Raw genomic sequence first — 16,948 nt, 5'->3', positions numbered from 1 at the left:
CGGGCGGGGCTAATGATCGGGTCGGGTGTCGAAACCACCCAGGCTGCGGCAACGGCCGCCGTTGATTTCCCGTAACTGGGCTTGCAAATGCAGGCACCAGATTTGCGGGTCGTCGGCGAGTTCGTAGCCGTGCAGCGTCAGGCTTTCAACGATGGTGTCGAGGATCGATTCAGCCGCGAACGGGCCGTGAAACGGGCCTTGGGCCTTGATGGCCGAAGGTTGTTCACCGGCCATTCCGGCAGCGAAGAGTAAGGTCCACATGCCCGTATCGCCCGCCAATGGGCGGATGGCGCACTCGATACGGGTCACTAGGCCCAGGCATTGACGGGTGAGGCAGAGGTTGCGCGACATGGCGGCGACCCTCGGTAGATCCGGTATTCAGCCTCGGTGAAAAGGCTGTTTCGATCCTGTGATTGCTGTCCTTATCCTTGAGCTGAGAATAGAAGAAAAGTTCGCTTCGCAAGCAAAGCGAGACCAGAAGGCGCCGAGCGGTCATTGTGTGAATATTGACGCCAGCGTGATGGCACTCTCGCAGCGAAATGTCGATTTTGCCAATGCACAAAAACCTGCAGGAGCGAGGCTTGCCCGCGAAGGCGGCGTGTCAGCCAACCTCAATGTCGGTTGGCAGATAGCCTTCGCGGGCGAGCCTTGCTCCCACAGGAGGCATGGCTCAAATCAGGCTGGTTTGGCTTCGACCAGTGCTTCCAGGGCCATTTCCTTTTCGGCTTCCTTGAGGTCTTCTTCGCTGATCATTTCCGCGATGGCTCGCAGGCGTTCCACCACCCGCGCATTGACGCTGCCCTCAGGGAATTGGCCATCGGCATCCGGTTCACCGGCCGGCTCGCCCACCAACAGGCTCAGCGCTTCATCGGCCTGACGCACGGCGTAGACATGGAACTGCCCCGCGCGCACGGCCGACAGCACTTTTTCATCGAGCATCAGCGTTGCCACGTTGGCCTGAGGAATGATCGCGCCCTGCTCGCCGGTCAGCCCGCGCGCTTCGCAGAGGCGGAAGAAGCCTTCGATCTTCTCGTTGACCCCACCCACCGCTTGCACTTCGCCGAACTGGTTGATCGAGCCGGTGATCGCGAAACACTGCTTGAGCGGCGTCTTCGACAACGCCGAGATCAGCGTGCAGGCCTCGCCCAGCGACGCACTGTCGCCATCGACGTAACCGTAGGATTGCTCCAGCGCGATGCTCGCGGAAATCGCCAGCGGGAATTCCTGCGCATAACGGCTGCCCAGATAACCGGTGAGGATCATCACGCCTTTGGAGTGAATCGGCTGACCGAGGTTGACCTCACGCTCGATGTCGACAATGCCGCTGCCGCCCGGATACACCGTGGCGGAAATCCGCGCCGGCACGCCGAATGCCGAATCACCGACCTCCAGCACCGTCAGCCCGTTGCACTTGCCGACCGCTGCGCCATCGGTGTCGATCAGGATGATCCCGGCCATCATGTCGTCGAGAATCCGCGCCGAAACGCGTCCGGTACGGGTTGCCTTGGCTTTGAGCGCACGCTCGATGTGCCCGGCATCGGTCATTTCATCGCCCGCCAGGTGACGAATGAAATCCGCCTCGCTGACCAGTTGAAACAGATCGCCGATACGCGCCGACAAACGGCCCTGATGCTCGGCCAGCCGCGCGCTGTAAGTCGCCAGACGCGCCACCGCATCCGCCGTCAGCGGCGCCATGCCTTCCTCAGAGGTGCGAGTTTTCAGCAACTGGGCGAACTGCTCCAGGCTTTCGTCGACCATCGGAATGTCTTCGTCGAAGTCGACGAGCACGCGAAACATTTCCTGAAAGTCCGGATCGAGGTCTTGCAGCGTGTAGTACAGCTGCCGCGCGCCGATGATGATGACTTTGACCTGCAACGGAATGTGTTGCGGGGTCAGCGTCACCGTGGCCAGACGACCGAGTTCACCAAGCGGCGATTCCATTTTCAGTTTGCGCGATTGCAGGGCGCGCTTCAGCGCGTCCCACACGAACGGCTCGCTGAGCATTTTTTCCGCTTCAAGGATCAGGAAACCGCCATTGGCGCGATGCAACGCACCTGGACGCAACTGCCGATAGGTCGTGTACAACGCGCCTTGATCGGTGCTGTATTCGATGCGCCCGAACAGGTTTTCGTAGGTCGGGTGCGGCTCGAACACCACCGGCGCACCGCCGCTGGCGGAATGCCCGACCACCAGGCTTGGCGCGTATTGCTCTTCGAGCATTTTGCGCGCGACCGCGTCAGTCTTGCTGTCGTCGACCAGTTGCTCGACCACGGTTTTCAACAGGTAAACCTGCATCGCTTGCAAGTAACCGCAAACTGCCGCGTTCTCGGCGTACTTCTCCGACAACGGTGCCAGCAACGGCTGCAAAGCCAAAGTGATGGTTTCTTCGTTGAGCTGGCGCAGCTGATTGCTCGACTCGCGTTTCCATTGCGGCAGGCTCGCGAGTTCTTCGTTGAGGCGTTCTTCGAGACCGGAAATGTCGTCGTGAAAACGCTCGCGATCGGCTTCCGGCAGTTGCGCGAATTCCGCTTCGTCCAGCGCTTTGCCCTCGCTCATCGGCGTGAACGCGATATTGCTGGCGTCGCGGTACAGCGCGACTTCCTTCTCCAGCGCCAGGCGCTCGATGATGTCCAGGGCCTTGTCGTAGCGCTGATTGAAGGCGCGGTCGATGGCACTTTTCTTTTGCTGGTAGGACGGGTGCTCGAACACCGCTGGAAAAGTCGCCAGCAAGTTGTCGATCAAAGCGTTGATGTCGCCGATAAATGCCCCGGCGGTGCCCGATGGCAGCTCCAGTGCACGCGGCTCGCGCGGTTCATCGAAATTATTGACGTAGACCCAATCGGCCGGGGTCTGCAGGCGTTTGCCCTCGGCTTTGAGGTAGCGTTTGACGAACGAAAACCGGCCGGTGCCGGGCTCGCCCATGACAAACACGTTGTAACCGGGGCGTGGCATGGCCACACCGAACTGCAAGGCTTCGACCGCACGTTCCTGGCCAAGCACACCGCGGAAGGGCTCCAATTCATTGGTGGTAGAGAAGCTGAACTGTTCAGCGGAAAACGGACGGGTCAGCGCTTCGGGCGCTAGACGCAAGCTGGCAGCAACAGGATCAGGCATCGGGCTTCCTTACATCAGGCGGGGCAGATAGCGGCATTCTGGCGCTGCCCATACCCGACTGGCAAGGCGCGCCTCAAGCCAAAGCATAGACAAACCGCCATGCCGACGCGGGGCGGGGGTAAAACTTTGTTTTACAGCGAATGTTCTGTAAAAAATCACGGAACCCTTGGAACGTGCCTAAACTCCAAATTGCGCGGCTGGAACTAATAACCGGCTCACTGGCGTCGCAAGGCGCCAAACCCCTTGTCCATTGGTATGCACATAAAGAGAACAAAGCTATGAAACGGATTCTTCTCGGTACTCTCTTCACCGTTGTTTCCCTCAATGCCATGGCTCAGGCGCCAGGCGGCCCGGATTGTGGTTGGGGCAACATGCTGTTCGAAGGACAGCGCGGCACCCCGGCTCACTTCCTCGCATCCACCACTAACGGCACGTCCGGTAACGCAACATTTGGTATGACTTCCGGTACCAACGGTTGCTCCACCAACGCGTCGCTGACCTATGGCGGCAAATCCTGGATTGCCATGAATGGCATGATGAACGAGCTGTCCGAAGACATGGCTAAAGGTCAGGGCGAAGCGCTGACTACTTACGCCGTGGTACTGGGCGTGGCGCCGGAAGACCGTGCGCATTTCGCCGCTGTGACTCACGAGCACTTCCAGCAGATCTTCAGCAAGGCTGACGTGACCGCGGACGACGTGCATACCAACACTCTGGCTATCCTGAAGAGCGATCCTCGTCTGGCCAAGTACGCCACTCAAGCATAAGCTCGCTGCACCCCGCTCCTTCGGGAGCGGGTTTTGTTTTTTGGACCTGCCCTCATTGGGTCTTTATTACTTCCGACCAAGTTGCCCACTATGCTCAAACGCCTTGCCTGGCTGGCGCTCTGTGTCTGCGCCCCGCTGTCCGCCGCGCCACACATCGACGATCAACGTTTGCAGCAACTGGCCAACGACCCTTTCTGGATTTCCCTGGGTCATTACGAAACCGCCAAGCTCGGCGGCTGGCGCAGCTATGTCAGCGACAAAAAATTCTTCCTCGCCAGCGACGGCAACGAACACCCGGACCGCGAACTGGCGGCCACCGTGCAGGCGCTGTACGCCCCGGCGAGCGCTGGCGAGCAACATGCGCAATGCGTCTACCCCGCGCGTACCCGCTGGCTCAAAGCGCAACTGAACCTGACGGATCTGCCGGCGCCGCAGTGCAGCGAATTCAAGCAATGGTTCAAGGATGTCGCGCCGCACAGCGCGGTGATGATCTTCCCGGCGGCGTACCTCAACAGCCCGTCGTCGATGTTTGGCCACACGCTGCTGCGCATCGATCAGGCCAACGTGCAAAGCGACAAGACCACCCTGCTCAGCTACGCGATCAACTTCGGCGCCTACATCGAAGGTTCGGACAACAGCATTCTCTACGCCTGGAAAGGCTTGATGGGCGGCTATCCGGGGCTGTTCGCGCTGGTGCCCTATCAGGAAAAACTCTCGGAATACCGCAGCCTCGAAAACCGTGACCTGTGGGAATACCGACTGAACCTGACCCAGCAAGAGACCGAGCGCATGGTCGAGCACGTCTGGGAACTCAAGCAGATTCAGTTCGACTACTTTTTCTTCGACGAAAACTGCTCCTATCGCTTGCTTGAATTGCTCCAGGTGGCGCGGCCGAGCCTGCGCCTGACCGAACAATTCCCGCTGACGGCGATCCCGACCGACACCGTAAAAGCGGTGAAAGAGGCCGGTCTGGTCGAGTCGATCGAATATCGGCCGTCCCGCGAGCGCGAACTCCTGAGCCGCGCCGAGCCGTTGTCCAGCGAAGAACAGGATTGGGTGTTGAAGGTCAGCGCCGATCAAAAAGTGCTGCAGGATCCAGCGTTCAAGGCGCAAGCGAAAGATCGCCAGGCGTTGATGATCGATGCCGCGTATCGCCTCGAACGCTATCGCGCCAACGGCCAGGAACGCGATCCGCAACGCGCTCAGCGCAGTTTCGAATTGCTCCGCGCGATCAATCAGAACCCGCCGCCGGAACTCGATATCGAACGCCCGGGCCTGCCCGAGGACGGACACGAATCGCGCACTTGGCAGGCCGGGCTCGGCACCCGTGGCGACAAGGCGTTTGGTGAATACGGCTTGCGCATGGCGTATCACGATCTGAATGACAACGCCGAGAGCTTTCCGCTGGGCGCGCAGATTGAAATCCTGCAAATGAAGCTGCGTCAGTACGAAGGCAATCACTGGCAATTGCAGCAATTGGATCTGGCGACGATTCGCTCGCTGACGCCGCGTAACGAGCTGTTGCAGCCGTTGTCGTGGCAAGTCACTGGCGGCCTTGAGCGCGTGCCGGGCAAACATGACGACGAAACCCTGGTCAGCCACGTCAATGGCGGTGGCGGCGGCACCTGGCAATTGGGCGAGGACGTGCTCGGGTTTGCCTTGGGCACGGTGCGCGTCGAGCACAACAACGATTTCGCCGAGTTCATTTCGCCAGCCGCCGGGTTCAATAGCGGCGTGTTGTGGAAAAACCCGCTGGGCAATTTCAGTCTGGAAACCAAGGGTGATTTCTTCACCAACGGCGAAGTGCGTCGCAGCATCAGCCTGAACCAGCAATGGGAATTGTCGCGCAACCTCGGTCTGCGCCTGAGCGCGCAACGCGAATTCAGCCACCTCGCCTCCCCGGAGAACGAAGTGATGCTCGAAGTGAAGTGGTATCACTACTGATCAGACACACCATCATCCCTGTGGGAGCGAGCCTGCTCGCGATGGCGGCGTAACCGGCAACTTGAATGTTGAATGTTATTGCCTCATCGCGAGCAGGCTCGCTCCCACAAAGTTGCGATCATTTGACCTTTCTTTCACTTCGCGCTGACAAATCCGCTTCTAGACTCTTCACATAGGCCGACCATCGGCCGGGAGTCCAGGATGTGGCGTTTAGCGAGTGTGCTGGGATTGCTGCTGTTGTGCGCGGGTTGTCAGTCGACCCACGAAGATTTGATCGCCAGAGGTTACCCGCCGGCGTTCGCCGATGGTTTCGATGACGGTTGCATCAGTGGCCGTCAGGCCGCCGGGGCGATCACCGGGGAATTTCGCAAGAACGTGCCGCGTTACCTCAAGGACAGCCAATACGCCGAGGGCTGGGGCGACGGCTTCCGGCAGTGTCAGGCAATGCTGCAAAACCAGGATCGCGAGCAATACCGCAGCCGTCATTGGGATGATCGCGAAAAAGCCTGGCAGCAACAGAAAGATCAGGACACCGCGCGGGCCTTGCGCTCGCCGTAGTCGCTGACAGACATCCATCGAAACTAATCAGCCGCGACCATGGACCAAACCCTATACCGGGAGAAAATCATGAGTCGTGCTTTCGTCAATGAAGATAACGCCGCTGCCCAAGCCGATCAGCCAGTCGAACGGCAGGTCAGCGCGCAGCCCAATTACGTCACCCCGGCAGGCCTCGCGCAGTTGCAAGCGAAGGTTGCCGAACTGCAAAAGCTGCACAGCGAACAATCGGCCAAAGGTGAGCAGTCAGACAAGCAGCGTCTGGCCGACCTTGAGCGGGATTTGCGATATTTCAACCAGCGTCTGCTCAGCGCGCAAGTGGTGAGCAGCGCCAGCTCGACGCAGAAAGTGCAGATTGGCAGCCGCGTGACGTTCGCCGATGAACACGACGCCGAGCACACCGTGCAACTGGTCGGCGAAGATCAGGCGGACGCGGCGGCGGGCCTGATCAATTGGGGTTCGCCGCTGGGCCGGGCGTTGCTCGGGGCGCAACTTGGGGATGAGGTGCTGTGGCAACGTCCGGCCGGCGATCAGTCGATTGAAGTGATCCGCATCGAACCGGCTTAAACCACACCTTGGGCGAGCATGGCGTCGGCGACTTTGACGAAACCGGCGATGTTCGCCCCTTTGACGTAATTGACCCGGCCATTCTCTTCGCCGTAATGCACGCACGCGTGGTGGATCGACTGCATGATCGCGTGGAGTTTGCTGTCCACTTCGCCGCCGGTCCACAGCAGGCGCATGGCGTTTTGCGACATCTCCAAACCGCTCACCGCGACTCCGCCCGCATTGGACGCCTTGCCCGGCGCGAAGAGAATGTCGGCCTCGATGAACAGGTCGACGGCGTCCAGCGTGGTCGGCATGTTCGCGCCTTCCGCCACGCAGAGGCAGCCATTGTGCAACAACGTGCGAGCGGCCTCGGCGTCCAGCTCATTCTGAGTCGCGCACGGCAGCGCGATGTCGCAAGGCAGCGACCACGGATGCGCGCCGGCCTTGAACTCCAGCCCGAAGCGCGCGGCCAGCTCACTGATGCGCCCGCGCTGAACGTTTTTCAGTTCCAGCACCGCCAGCCATTGCTCTTCGGTGAGGCCGCTTTCGCAATACAGCGTGCCCTCGGAGTCGGACAACGAAATCACCTTGCCGCCCAAATCCATGACCTTGCGCGCGGCGTATTGCGCGACGTTGCCGGAGCCGGAGATGGCCACGCGCTTGCCTTCAACCGTCTGGCCGCTGCGCTTGAGCATTTCCTCGGCGAAGTAAACGCAACCGAAACCGGTGGCTTCCGGTCGAATCAGGCTGCCGCCATAGCTCGGGCCTTTGCCGGTGAGCACGCTGGTGAACTGGTTGCTCAGGCGTTTGTATTGGCCGAAAAGGAAACCGATCTCGCGCGCGCCGACGCCGATATCGCCCGCCGGGACGTCCACGTCCGCGCCGATGTGGCGGTACAACTCGCTCATGAAGGCTTGGCAGAAACGCATGACTTCGGCGTCACTTTTGCCTTTCGGGTCGAAATCCGCGCCGCCCTTGCCGCCGCCCATTGGCAGTGAAGTCAGCGAGTTCTTGAAGGTCTGTTCGAAGGCGAGAAATTTCAGCACGCCCATGTTCACCGAAGGATGGAAACGCAAACCGCCCTTGTACGGGCCGATGGCGCTGTTCATCTGGATGCGGAAGCCGCGATTGACCTGCACTTTGCCGTGATCATCGACCCACGAAACGCGAAACACGATCGCCCGCTCCGGCTCACAGATACGCTCAAGAATGCCGGACGTCAGGTAATGCGGATTGGCTTCCAGAAACGGCCACAGACTGCGCAGCACTTCTTCAACGGCCTGATGAAATTCAGGCTGGTCCGGGTCACGTTTTTTCAGGCGGGCGAGGAAGGATTCAACGGATTCGATCATGGAAAAGTCTCGGCAAATTTATTGTCGTTGGAGGAGATTGGGCCGGACTGTAACAAACGAGTTGCGCACAGGAACAGCGCAAAGTGTCGCGTTTATGAAATTAAATGGTGCACAGGATATAAATCTTCTGGGGATTTGAGTGTTTTGTGCACCTGAATGGGGACTGCGGGATGGAGATTTGCACCGACCATTAAATTGCTTTCGCGGGCAAGCCTCGCTCCTACAGGGGACCGCGTTGCTCTTGTAGGAGCGAGGCTTGCCCGCGAAGGCCACGGCGCGTTTTATCTGAATAACGCGCAAAAAAAAACGGAACCCGAAGGCTCCGTTTTTTCATCCAACCAACCCGAATCAGGCCAGTTTTTTGTGCCGTACACGATGCGGCTGGGAAGCTGCTTCGCCGAGACGCTTCTTGCGATCGGCTTCGTATTCGGTGTAGTTGCCTTCGAAGAAGATCGCTTGCGAATCGTCTTCGTAGGCCAGGATGTGCGTCGCCACACGGTCAAGGAACCACCGATCGTGAGAGATCACAATGGCGGCGCCAGGGAAGTCCAGCAGGGCTTCTTCGAGGGAACGCAGGGTTTCCACGTCGAGGTCGTTGGACGGTTCGTCGAGCAGCAGGACGTTGCCACCCTCCTTCAACGTCAACGCCAGGTGCAAGCGACCGCGCTCACCACCGGACAGGTCCTTGACGAACTTCTGCTGGTCGCCGCCCTTGAAGTTGAAGCGACCGACGTAAGTGCGCGACGGAATCTCGTAGTTGCCGATGCGGATCTGATCCGAACCGTCGGAGATTTGCTGGAACACGGTTTTGCTGCCGTCGAGGTCGTCGCGGCTCTGGTCAACACAGGCCAGTTGCACGGTTTCGCCGACTTCGATGCTGCCCGAATCCGGTTGTTCCTTGCCCATCAACATGCGGAACAGCGTCGATTTACCCGCGCCGTTACCGCCGATCACGCCGACGATCGCGCCTTTCGGCATGGAGAACGACAGGTTGTCGATCAGCACACGATCGCCGTAACCCTTGGAAACGTTCTTGAACTCGATGACCTTGTCACCCAGGCGCGGACCGGCCGGGATGTAGATTTCGTTGGTTTCGCTGCGCTTCTGGAATTCCTGCGATTGCATTTCTTCGAAGCGTTGCAGACGTGCCTTGGATTTCGACTGGCGGGCCTTCGCGCCTTTGCGCACCCACTCCAGTTCTTCCTTCATGGCTTTTTCGTGAGCCGACTGCTGCTTGGATTCGGCCGCCAGACGATCGGACTTGGCTTCAAGCCAACCCGAATAATTGCCCTCGTAAGGGATACCGGCGCCACGGTCGAGCTCGAGAATCCAGCCCGCGACGTTGTCGAGGAAGTAACGGTCGTGCGTGATCGCAACCACGGTGCCCGGGAAATCGTGCAGGAAGTGCTCAAGCCAGGCGACGGAATCGGCGTCCAAGTGGTTGGTCGGTTCGTCGAGCAGGAGCATGTCCGGAGCGGACAGCAGCAAGCGGCACAGGGCCACGCGACGCTTTTCACCACCGGAAAGGAATTCGACCTTGGCGTCCCACGCCGGCAGACGCAGCGCATCGGCGGCGACTTCCAGTTGGCGATCGAGGTTGTGACCGTCGCTGGCCTGCAGGATCGCTTCGAGCTTGGCTTGTTCAGCGGCCAGTTTGTCGAAGTCGGCATCTTCGTCGGCGTAGGCCGCGTAGACCTCGTCCAGGCGTGCCTGGGCGTTCTTGATCACGCTGACCGCTTCTTCGACCACTTCACGCACCGTTTTCGACGGGTCGAGAATCGGCTCCTGCGGCAGGTAGCCGATGTTCAGCTCCGGCATCGGACGGGCTTCGCCCTCGAACTCGGTGTCGACGCCGGCCATGATTTTCAGCAGCGTGGACTTGCCCGAACCGTTGAGGCCGAGCACGCCAATCTTGGCGCCGGGGAAGAAGGACAGCGAAATGTTTTTCAGGATTTCCCGCTTCGGCGGAACAACTTTGCCCAGCCGATGCATGGTGAAGACGTATTGAGCCATGGAGAACCTTGGGTCAGTGACAGATGAATGATTGGAGCGCAGGCGTTGCCTGGGCCAGACCGTGCGCGGCGTCCGCTTGATAAGGACCAATGCGTGCGCGCTGAAAAAGCCTGAGTTTAGGAGCTGGAACGCTCCCGCGTAACCGGCAAAGCTACCTGAATGACCGATGGCAGTCCAGCCATGCGGGGCTGGCACTTCGCCACAACTCAAGGCATGCTAGCCGCCCTTCGGGCGTCCGGCTTATAGTGCACGTCGCGCCAGTCCAGCCAAACCGCAGGATTCCAGTTTGTCGAACGTCACGCCGCCTCTTTCCACCCGCACACCTGCTGCGGCGCTTGGCCCTCCCCTGCGCGGAACGCTGAAGGGCGCTCTGGCGACCCTCGTGCTATTGCTGCTCGCGTTGCTGTTCTGGCAACTGCTCGATCAATTGCGCGAAACCCAGAAAAACCAGCGCCAGTACACCATCGACTACACCGCCGACCTCGCCGCGCAAGTCAGCCTGAACATGGCGCTGAACGCGCAAATTGCCTTGAACCTGCTGCCGATTGTCGAGCAACCGCAAACCGACGCCGAGCAACAAGCGCTGCTGCGCCGCTTGCAACAGTCGCTGCCGGAACTGCGCAGCCTCGCGTTGCTCAGCCCCTCCGGGAAAATCCTCAGCGACAGCGCCGCCGACAGCCACGACGCCGATTACCTCAGCGAACTGGTGCGGCGCAGCCGCGCGCAAGCGCATTACTTCAGCAACGCCGATGACGGTTCGGTGGTGCATTTGCTGCTGCATCAGGCCAGCGGCAGCAGTCGCGGTTATTGGGCGTTGCGCCTGACGCCGACGTTTTTCTCGTCGCTGACCAAACAGGGCGAATCCGGGATCCGCCCGTTGTGGCTAGTGGAAAACCGCCTCAATCAACAAATCATCAGCCGCGACCAAGCCATGCCCGCCGCCCTGCCGAACGCCAAGCCTGCCGAGTTGAGCGAGGATGATCTGGCCAACAGCGTGTTGACCGTGCCGCTGAGCAGCAGCGACTGGCAATTGCGCGGCTTGTTCGACCGCCAGCAAGTACTCGAACAATTGTTGCCGGCGTTCATCGGCAAATGCCTGCTGGGCCTGGCGTTCTCCTTGCTGCCGTTTATTGCGCTGTTGAGCATGCGTCGGCGCCAGCGCCAATTGCATGAAGGACGCCGCCGCTATCAGGACATTTTCGAAGGCACCGGCGTCGCGTTGTGCGTGCTTGATCTGTCGGGGCTGAGCAGCGTTTTCGACAAACACCAGCTCAACAGCAGCGAACAACTGAACGCCTGGCTCGACGTCCCCGAACAGCGTCGCCAATTGCTCCAGGAACTGCGCATCACCGAGGTCAACCAGGTCGCGCTGCAACTGCTCAACGTCAATTCCTGCGAACAAGCCTGGAAACGCCTGATCGACGGCTGCCCGAGTGACCCCACCGCCATCGGCACGCGGGTGCTGGAAGCGGTTCTGAATCAGCAGAAACAACTCGAACTGGAAATCAAACTGCCGGACACCAACGGTCGCGACCAGCATTTGTGGCTGGTGCTGCGCCTGCCGGAAGAGCAGCACGACTACAAAGCAGTGATCCTCAGCATCAACGACATCACCAGCCGCAAGCTGATCGAACTGTCGTTGCTGGAGCGTGAGGGTTTCTGGTCGGACGTAGTGCGCACCGTGCCGGATCACCTGTATGTGCAGGACGTAATCAGCCAGCGGATGATCTTCAGCAACCACCATTTGGGCCAGACGCTGGGCTACAACCGCAGCGAACTGCAGCAGATGGGCGAGTATTTCTGGGAAATTCTCCTGCACCCGGAAGATGCCGACTATTACCACCGTTCGCGGCAGACTCAGCGCCACGCCGGTTATTCACAACTGCTGCAATGCCAGCTGCGCTTCCGTCATCGCGACGGCAACTGGCGGCGTTTCGACATTCGCGAACAGGCGTTGGCGCGCGACAAGAACGATCAGGTCACGCGAATCATCGGCGTGGCCAAAGACATCACCGAACAGATCGAGGCCAGCGAATCGCTGCGTGACAGCGAACAGCGTTACCGCATGCTCGCCGAAAGCATCAGCGACGTGATTTTCTCCACCGACAGCAAACTCGCGCTCAATTACGTCAGCCCGTCGGTGCACGCGGTGCTCGGTTATAACGCTGAGTGGATTTTCCAGAACGGCTGGCAATCGACCATCGCCAACCCGCAGCAACTGACCGGCATCTACGGCTTGATGGACCGCGTCAGCAAAGCGCTGGATAAACCCGAGCAATTGGCGTTGTTGCGCAGTCAGGTGCAGACCCAACTTTTCCTGTTCGACTGCTTGCGCGCCGACGGCCGCAAGATTCCCATCGAGCTGCGGCTGGTGCTGGTCTGGGACGAACATGGCGCGTTCGAAGGCGTGCTTGGCGTCGGTCGCGACATCAGCCAGCAGCGCCGCGCCGAGAAAGACCTGCGCATGGCGGCCACGGTATTCGAGCATTCGACCTCGGCGATTCTTATCACTGACCCGGCCGGTTACATCGTCCAGGCCAACGAGGCGTTCAGTCGGGTCAGCGGTTACGCGGTGGCGCAGGTGCTCGACCAGTTGCCGAACATGTTGACCGTCGATGATCAGCAGGAAGCGCACCTGCGTTACGTGCTCAAGCAATTGAACTTGCACAGCACGTGGGAAGGTGAAGTCTGGCTCAAGCGCCGCAACGGCGAGCATTACCCGGCGTGGGTCGGCATCACGGCGGTGCTCGACGACGAAGGCGACCTGGCCAGTTACGTGTGTTTCTTCAGCGACATCAGCGAGCGCAAGGCCAGCGAACAGCGGATCCATCGCCTCGCGTATTACGACGCCCTGACGCATTTACCCAACCGCACGTTGTTTCAGGATCGCCTGCACACCGCGCTGCAATCGGCGGAACGGCAGAAGTCGTGGGTGGTGTTGATGTTCCTCGACCTCGACCGCTTCAAACCGATCAACGACTCCCTCGGCCACGCCGCCGGCGACCGCATGCTCAAGGAAATGGCCACGCGCCTGCTCGGTTGCGTCGATGATGACGACACAGTGGCGCGCATGGGCGGCGACGAGTTCACCTTGCTCCTGCAACCGCGCATCAACCGTGAAGTGGCGCTGAACCGGGCGATCCACGTCGCCGAACAGATTCTCGCCAGTCTGGTGAGACCGTTTGTGCTGGAAGGTCGCGAGTTTTTTGTCACCGCGAGTATCGGCATCGCCCTGAGCCCGCAGGATGGCAATGAACTCAGCCAGTTGATGAAGAACGCCGACACCGCGATGTACCACGCCAAGGAGCGCGGCAAAAACAACTTCCAGTTCTATCAGGCCGACATGAACGCCAGTGCGCTGGAGCGTCTGGAGCTGGAAAGCGACTTGCGCCATGCCTTGGAGCAAGACGAATTTGTGCTGTATTACCAGCCGCAATTCAGCGGCGACGGCAAACGCCTGACCGGCGCCGAAGCGTTGCTGCGCTGGCGTCATCCGCGTCGTGGACTGGTGCCGCCGGGGGATTTCATTCCGGTGCTCGAAGAGCTCGGGCTGGTGGTGGATGTCGGCGACTGGGTGATCAGCGAAGCGTGCCGGCAATTGAAGACCTGGCATCAGGCCAAAGTGCGCGTGCCCAAGGTCTCGGTGAACATCTCGGCGCGGCAGTTCTCCGATGGCCAGCTCGGCACGCGGATCGCCAATATCCTCAAGGACACCGGCCTGCCGCCAGCCTGTCTGGAGCTGGAGCTGACCGAAAGTATCCTGATGCGCGAAGTCAGCGAGGCGATGCAGATTCTCGCCGGGCTGAAAAACCTCGGGCTGAGCATCGCGGTGGATGACTTTGGCACGGGTTATTCATCGCTTAACTATTTGAAGCAATTCCCGATCGACGTGCTGAAAATCGACCGCACGTTTGTCGATGGTTTGCCGTCGGGTGAACAGGACGCGCAGATCGCCCGGGCGATTATCGCCATGGCCCACAGCCTGAATCTGGCGGTGATTGCTGAAGGCGTGGAAACCCATGAACAGCTGGACTTCCTGCGTGAGCATGGTTGCGATGAGGTTCAGGGTTATCTGTTCGGCCGGCCGATGCCGGCGAGCCGGTTTGAGGCGCAGTTCAGCAATGATGCGCTGTTCATGTTTGATTGATTGGAGCGCGGCGGATGACGCCTTCGCGGGCAAGCCTCGCTCCTACAGGATTTGTGGGTGTACGCACCGTTTGTGAACACCGCGTCCCTTGTAGGAGCGAGGCTTGCCCGCGAAGAGGCCAGCACGATCACCGCTGATCCCGTCATGAAGCCCACTTGTCTGCGACATGATGTCCTTTCATATGCCATCTAAAACCCATTGGGTTAGAATGCCCCCCTTTTCTGCCCCGATCCTTGAGGACCGCCATGTTCAGCCGTGATTTGACTATTGCCAAGTACGACGCCGATCTTTTTGCCGCCATGGAGCAAGAAGCTCAGCGCCAGGAAGAACACATTGAGCTGATCGCTTCGGAAAACTACACCAGCCCAGCGGTGATGGAAGCTCAAGGCTCGGTACTGACCAACAAGTACGCCGAAGGTTATCCGGGCAAGCGCTACTACGGCGGTTGCGAGTTCGTCGACATCGTTGAACAACTGGCCATCGACCGCGCCAAAGAACTGTTCGGCGCCGATTACGCCAACGTTCAGCCGCACGCCGGTTCGCAAGCCAACAGCGCCGTTTACCTGGCCCTGCTGCAAGCGGGCGACACCATTCTGGGCATGAGCCTGGCCCACGGCGGTCACTTGACCCACGGCGCCAGCGTTTCCTCGTCCGGCAAGCTGTACAACGCCGTGCAGTACGGCATCGAAGCCAATGGCCTGATCGACTACGACGAAGTCGAGCGCCTGGCGGTCGAGCACAAACCAAAAATGATCGTGGCCGGTTTCTCTGCCTACTCGCAGATCCTCGACTTCCCGCGTTTCCGCGAAATCGCTGACAAGGTTGGCGCCTACCTGTTCGTCGACATGGCTCACGTGGCCGGTCTGGTCGCCGCTGGCGTCTACCCGAACCCGGTGCCTTTCGCTGACGTCGTGACCACCACCACGCACAAGACCCTGCGCGGTCCACGTGGCGGTCTGATCCTAGCTCGCGCCAACGCCGACATCGAGAAAAAGCTCAACTCCGCCGTATTCCCTGGCGCCCAGGGCGGCCCGCTGGAGCACGTGATCGCCGCCAAAGCGATCTGCTTCAAGGAAGCGCTGCAGCCTGAGTTCAAGACTTACCAGCAACAAGTGGTGAAAAACGCCAAGGCCATGGCCGGCGTATTCATCGAGCGCGGTTTCGACGTGGTGTCGGGCGGTACTGAAAACCACCTGTTCCTGCTGTCGCTGATCAAGCAGGAAATCTCCGGTAAAGACGCCGACGCCGCTCTGGGCAAGGCTTTCATCACCGTGAACAAAAACTCCGTGCCAAACGATCCACGCTCGCCGTTCGTCACCTCCGGCCTGCGCTTCGGCACCCCGGCTGTGACCACTCGTGGCTTCAAGGAAGCAGAGTGCAAAGAGCTGGCCGGCTGGATCTGCGACATCCTGGCTGACCTGAACAACGAAGCGGTGATCGACGCCGTTCGTGAGAAAGTCAAAGCCATCTGCAAGAAGCTGCCGGTTTACGGCGCTTAACCAGCAGGTCGTCAGCGCTGAAGAAAACCCGGTCCTGACCGGGTTTTTTTTCGCTTCCAACACCGTCACTGGTGTTGGCTGATTGCTCATCAAACTAACTGCCAAGTTTCACACGCAACTTTCCGCCGGCATCTTCTTCCATCTCACCCCTCAACATAAATATCGAAACATATGCGTTCACCTGCGCGCAGGATAAAGAACTTAACATCCAGCCTGGATATTCCAACAACCAGACAGGACGTCAAATCAATATCATGAGCACATTCAGCAATAACACTTTGAACAAAAGCTCTTTAAACAACAGCTCTTTGAACAACAGCTCTTTAAACAACAGCTCCTTTACAAGAAGCTCTTCCAGCAAAAGCGCCTTCATCAATAGCTCGTTCATTGCGCAACTTGGAATCTCTGGGCATTATTTGAACCTGCTGAAAAACCTGCACAGCGACCCGGCCATGGCTACTGAACTCTTGGGCAGCGGGGGATTTTTTGCCGGTCGGCCACAGCTGCGCGATGACTCAAACCTGCTGGGCTACCGCTCTGACACGGAGCTCAGCGCCGTAGAAGCGCCACAATTATTCTTTTCCGGCAGTCGCGATGGTTACAACATTTTCATCCTCGATGCGAAGGGACACTTACAGTCACGCATCAATAAAAACAGGGTCAACCTGCTCGAGGCCGTAGCAATCGACAGTGACCAAAATACTCTGTTCAACATAACTAATGATCAGGGCGAAATTATTACCCTGGACGCCCTCGACGGCGATAATCACCGCACTACCCTCATGACCGAGAATGACAAGTACATTGGCGGAATGACCATAAGAGGTTCCAACTACCGTTATCTCGCGCAAGTAAGCGCCGATTACAAAATGGCGTTTGAACTGAAGATTATCGAGCGCTTATAACGCCCCTCTATTCATTATCAAATTGTGTGCAGGGAGTCGCCGAGTGCGGCGCCTGCACACAGCGGCACCACTGGTCAGACCGGTCATGCCAATTTTGCTTTTC

The 16,948-nt window shown here is 59.3% G+C and carries 11 protein-coding genes; 7 read left to right on the top strand and 4 right to left on the bottom strand.

Translation table 11 applies throughout. The annotated features are described in order from the left end of the window. Positions 1–9: 9 nt before the first annotated feature. Together FBY12_RS26510 and FBY12_RS26505 are read right to left on the bottom strand one after the other, a co-directional pair. Positions 10–351 (bottom strand): hypothetical protein, encoded by a 342-nt coding sequence (locus FBY12_RS26510; RefSeq protein WP_145257314.1) that lies wholly within the window; start codon positions 349–351, stop codon positions 10–12. Positions 352–675: 324 nt separating this feature from the next. Further along, positions 676–3,114: a Lon protease family protein gene (locus tag FBY12_RS26505; protein ID WP_121732783.1), complete on the bottom strand. Its 2,439-nt coding sequence runs from the start codon at positions 3,112–3,114 to the stop codon at positions 676–678. Positions 3,115–3,392: 278 nt separating this feature from the next. Here FBY12_RS26505 and FBY12_RS26500 point away from each other — a divergent pair, with 278 nt between their 5' ends. The 4 genes from FBY12_RS26500 to FBY12_RS26485 all read left to right on the top strand — a co-directional run bounded on the left by FBY12_RS26500 (position 3,393) and on the right by FBY12_RS26485 (position 6,947). Beyond that, a complete protein-coding gene (locus FBY12_RS26500) occupies positions 3,393–3,881 on the top strand; it encodes a DUF3015 domain-containing protein (protein WP_092277798.1) in 489 nt (162 codons plus the stop codon). A 90-nt stretch (positions 3,882–3,971) separates the two neighbouring features. After that, positions 3,972–5,825 carry a DUF4105 domain-containing protein gene (locus FBY12_RS26495; protein ID WP_145257311.1) on the top strand — a complete coding sequence of 618 codons (1,854 nt, stop codon included), beginning with the start codon at positions 3,972–3,974 and terminating at the stop codon, positions 5,823–5,825. Between the two features lie 201 nt (positions 5,826–6,026). After that, positions 6,027–6,383, top strand: coding sequence for a hypothetical protein (locus FBY12_RS26490; RefSeq protein WP_092277794.1), 357 nt, complete (start codon positions 6,027–6,029; stop codon positions 6,381–6,383). 69 nt (positions 6,384–6,452) lie between these two features. Continuing rightward, positions 6,453–6,947 carry a GreA/GreB family elongation factor gene (locus FBY12_RS26485; protein ID WP_145257308.1) on the top strand — a complete coding sequence of 165 codons (495 nt, stop codon included), beginning with the start codon at positions 6,453–6,455 and terminating at the stop codon, positions 6,945–6,947. Here the strand turns inward: FBY12_RS26485 and gdhA are convergent. Beyond that, a complete protein-coding gene (gdhA, locus tag FBY12_RS26480) occupies positions 6,944–8,281 on the bottom strand; it encodes an NADP-specific glutamate dehydrogenase (RefSeq protein ID WP_145257305.1) in 1,338 nt (445 codons plus the stop codon). The genes FBY12_RS26485 and gdhA overlap by 4 nt on opposite strands. A 348-nt stretch (positions 8,282–8,629) precedes the next feature. Beyond that, positions 8,630–10,294, bottom strand: a complete 1,665-nt coding sequence (gene ettA, locus FBY12_RS26475; RefSeq protein WP_109503359.1) for an energy-dependent translational throttle protein EttA — start codon at positions 10,292–10,294, stop codon at positions 8,630–8,632. A gap of 286 nt (positions 10,295–10,580) precedes the next feature. Here ettA and FBY12_RS26470 point away from each other — a divergent pair, with 286 nt between their 5' ends. The 3 genes from FBY12_RS26470 to FBY12_RS26460 all read left to right on the top strand — a co-directional run bounded on the left by FBY12_RS26470 (position 10,581) and on the right by FBY12_RS26460 (position 16,845). Then, positions 10,581–14,441 carry a bifunctional diguanylate cyclase/phosphodiesterase gene (locus FBY12_RS26470; RefSeq protein WP_145257302.1) on the top strand — a complete coding sequence of 1,287 codons (3,861 nt, stop codon included), beginning with the start codon at positions 10,581–10,583 and terminating at the stop codon, positions 14,439–14,441. 245 nt (positions 14,442–14,686) lie between these two features. Further along, the gene (gene glyA, locus FBY12_RS26465) at positions 14,687–15,940 is read left to right on the top strand and encodes a serine hydroxymethyltransferase (protein ID WP_145257299.1); all 1,254 of its coding nucleotides are present in this window, start codon (positions 14,687–14,689) and stop codon (positions 15,938–15,940) included. Between the two features lie 254 nt (positions 15,941–16,194). Next, positions 16,195–16,845: a hypothetical protein gene (locus FBY12_RS26460; protein ID WP_145257296.1), complete on the top strand. Its 651-nt coding sequence runs from the start codon at positions 16,195–16,197 to the stop codon at positions 16,843–16,845. Positions 16,846–16,948 lie beyond the last annotated feature (103 nt).

Source organism: Pseudomonas sp. SJZ131 (assembly GCF_007828705.1).
In the GTDB taxonomy this organism is placed as follows: domain Bacteria; phylum Pseudomonadota; class Gammaproteobacteria; order Pseudomonadales; family Pseudomonadaceae; genus Aquipseudomonas; species Aquipseudomonas prosekii.
Note: the sequence above shows the minus strand (reverse complement) of the source record. Positions and strands in the feature narration are given on the sequence as shown.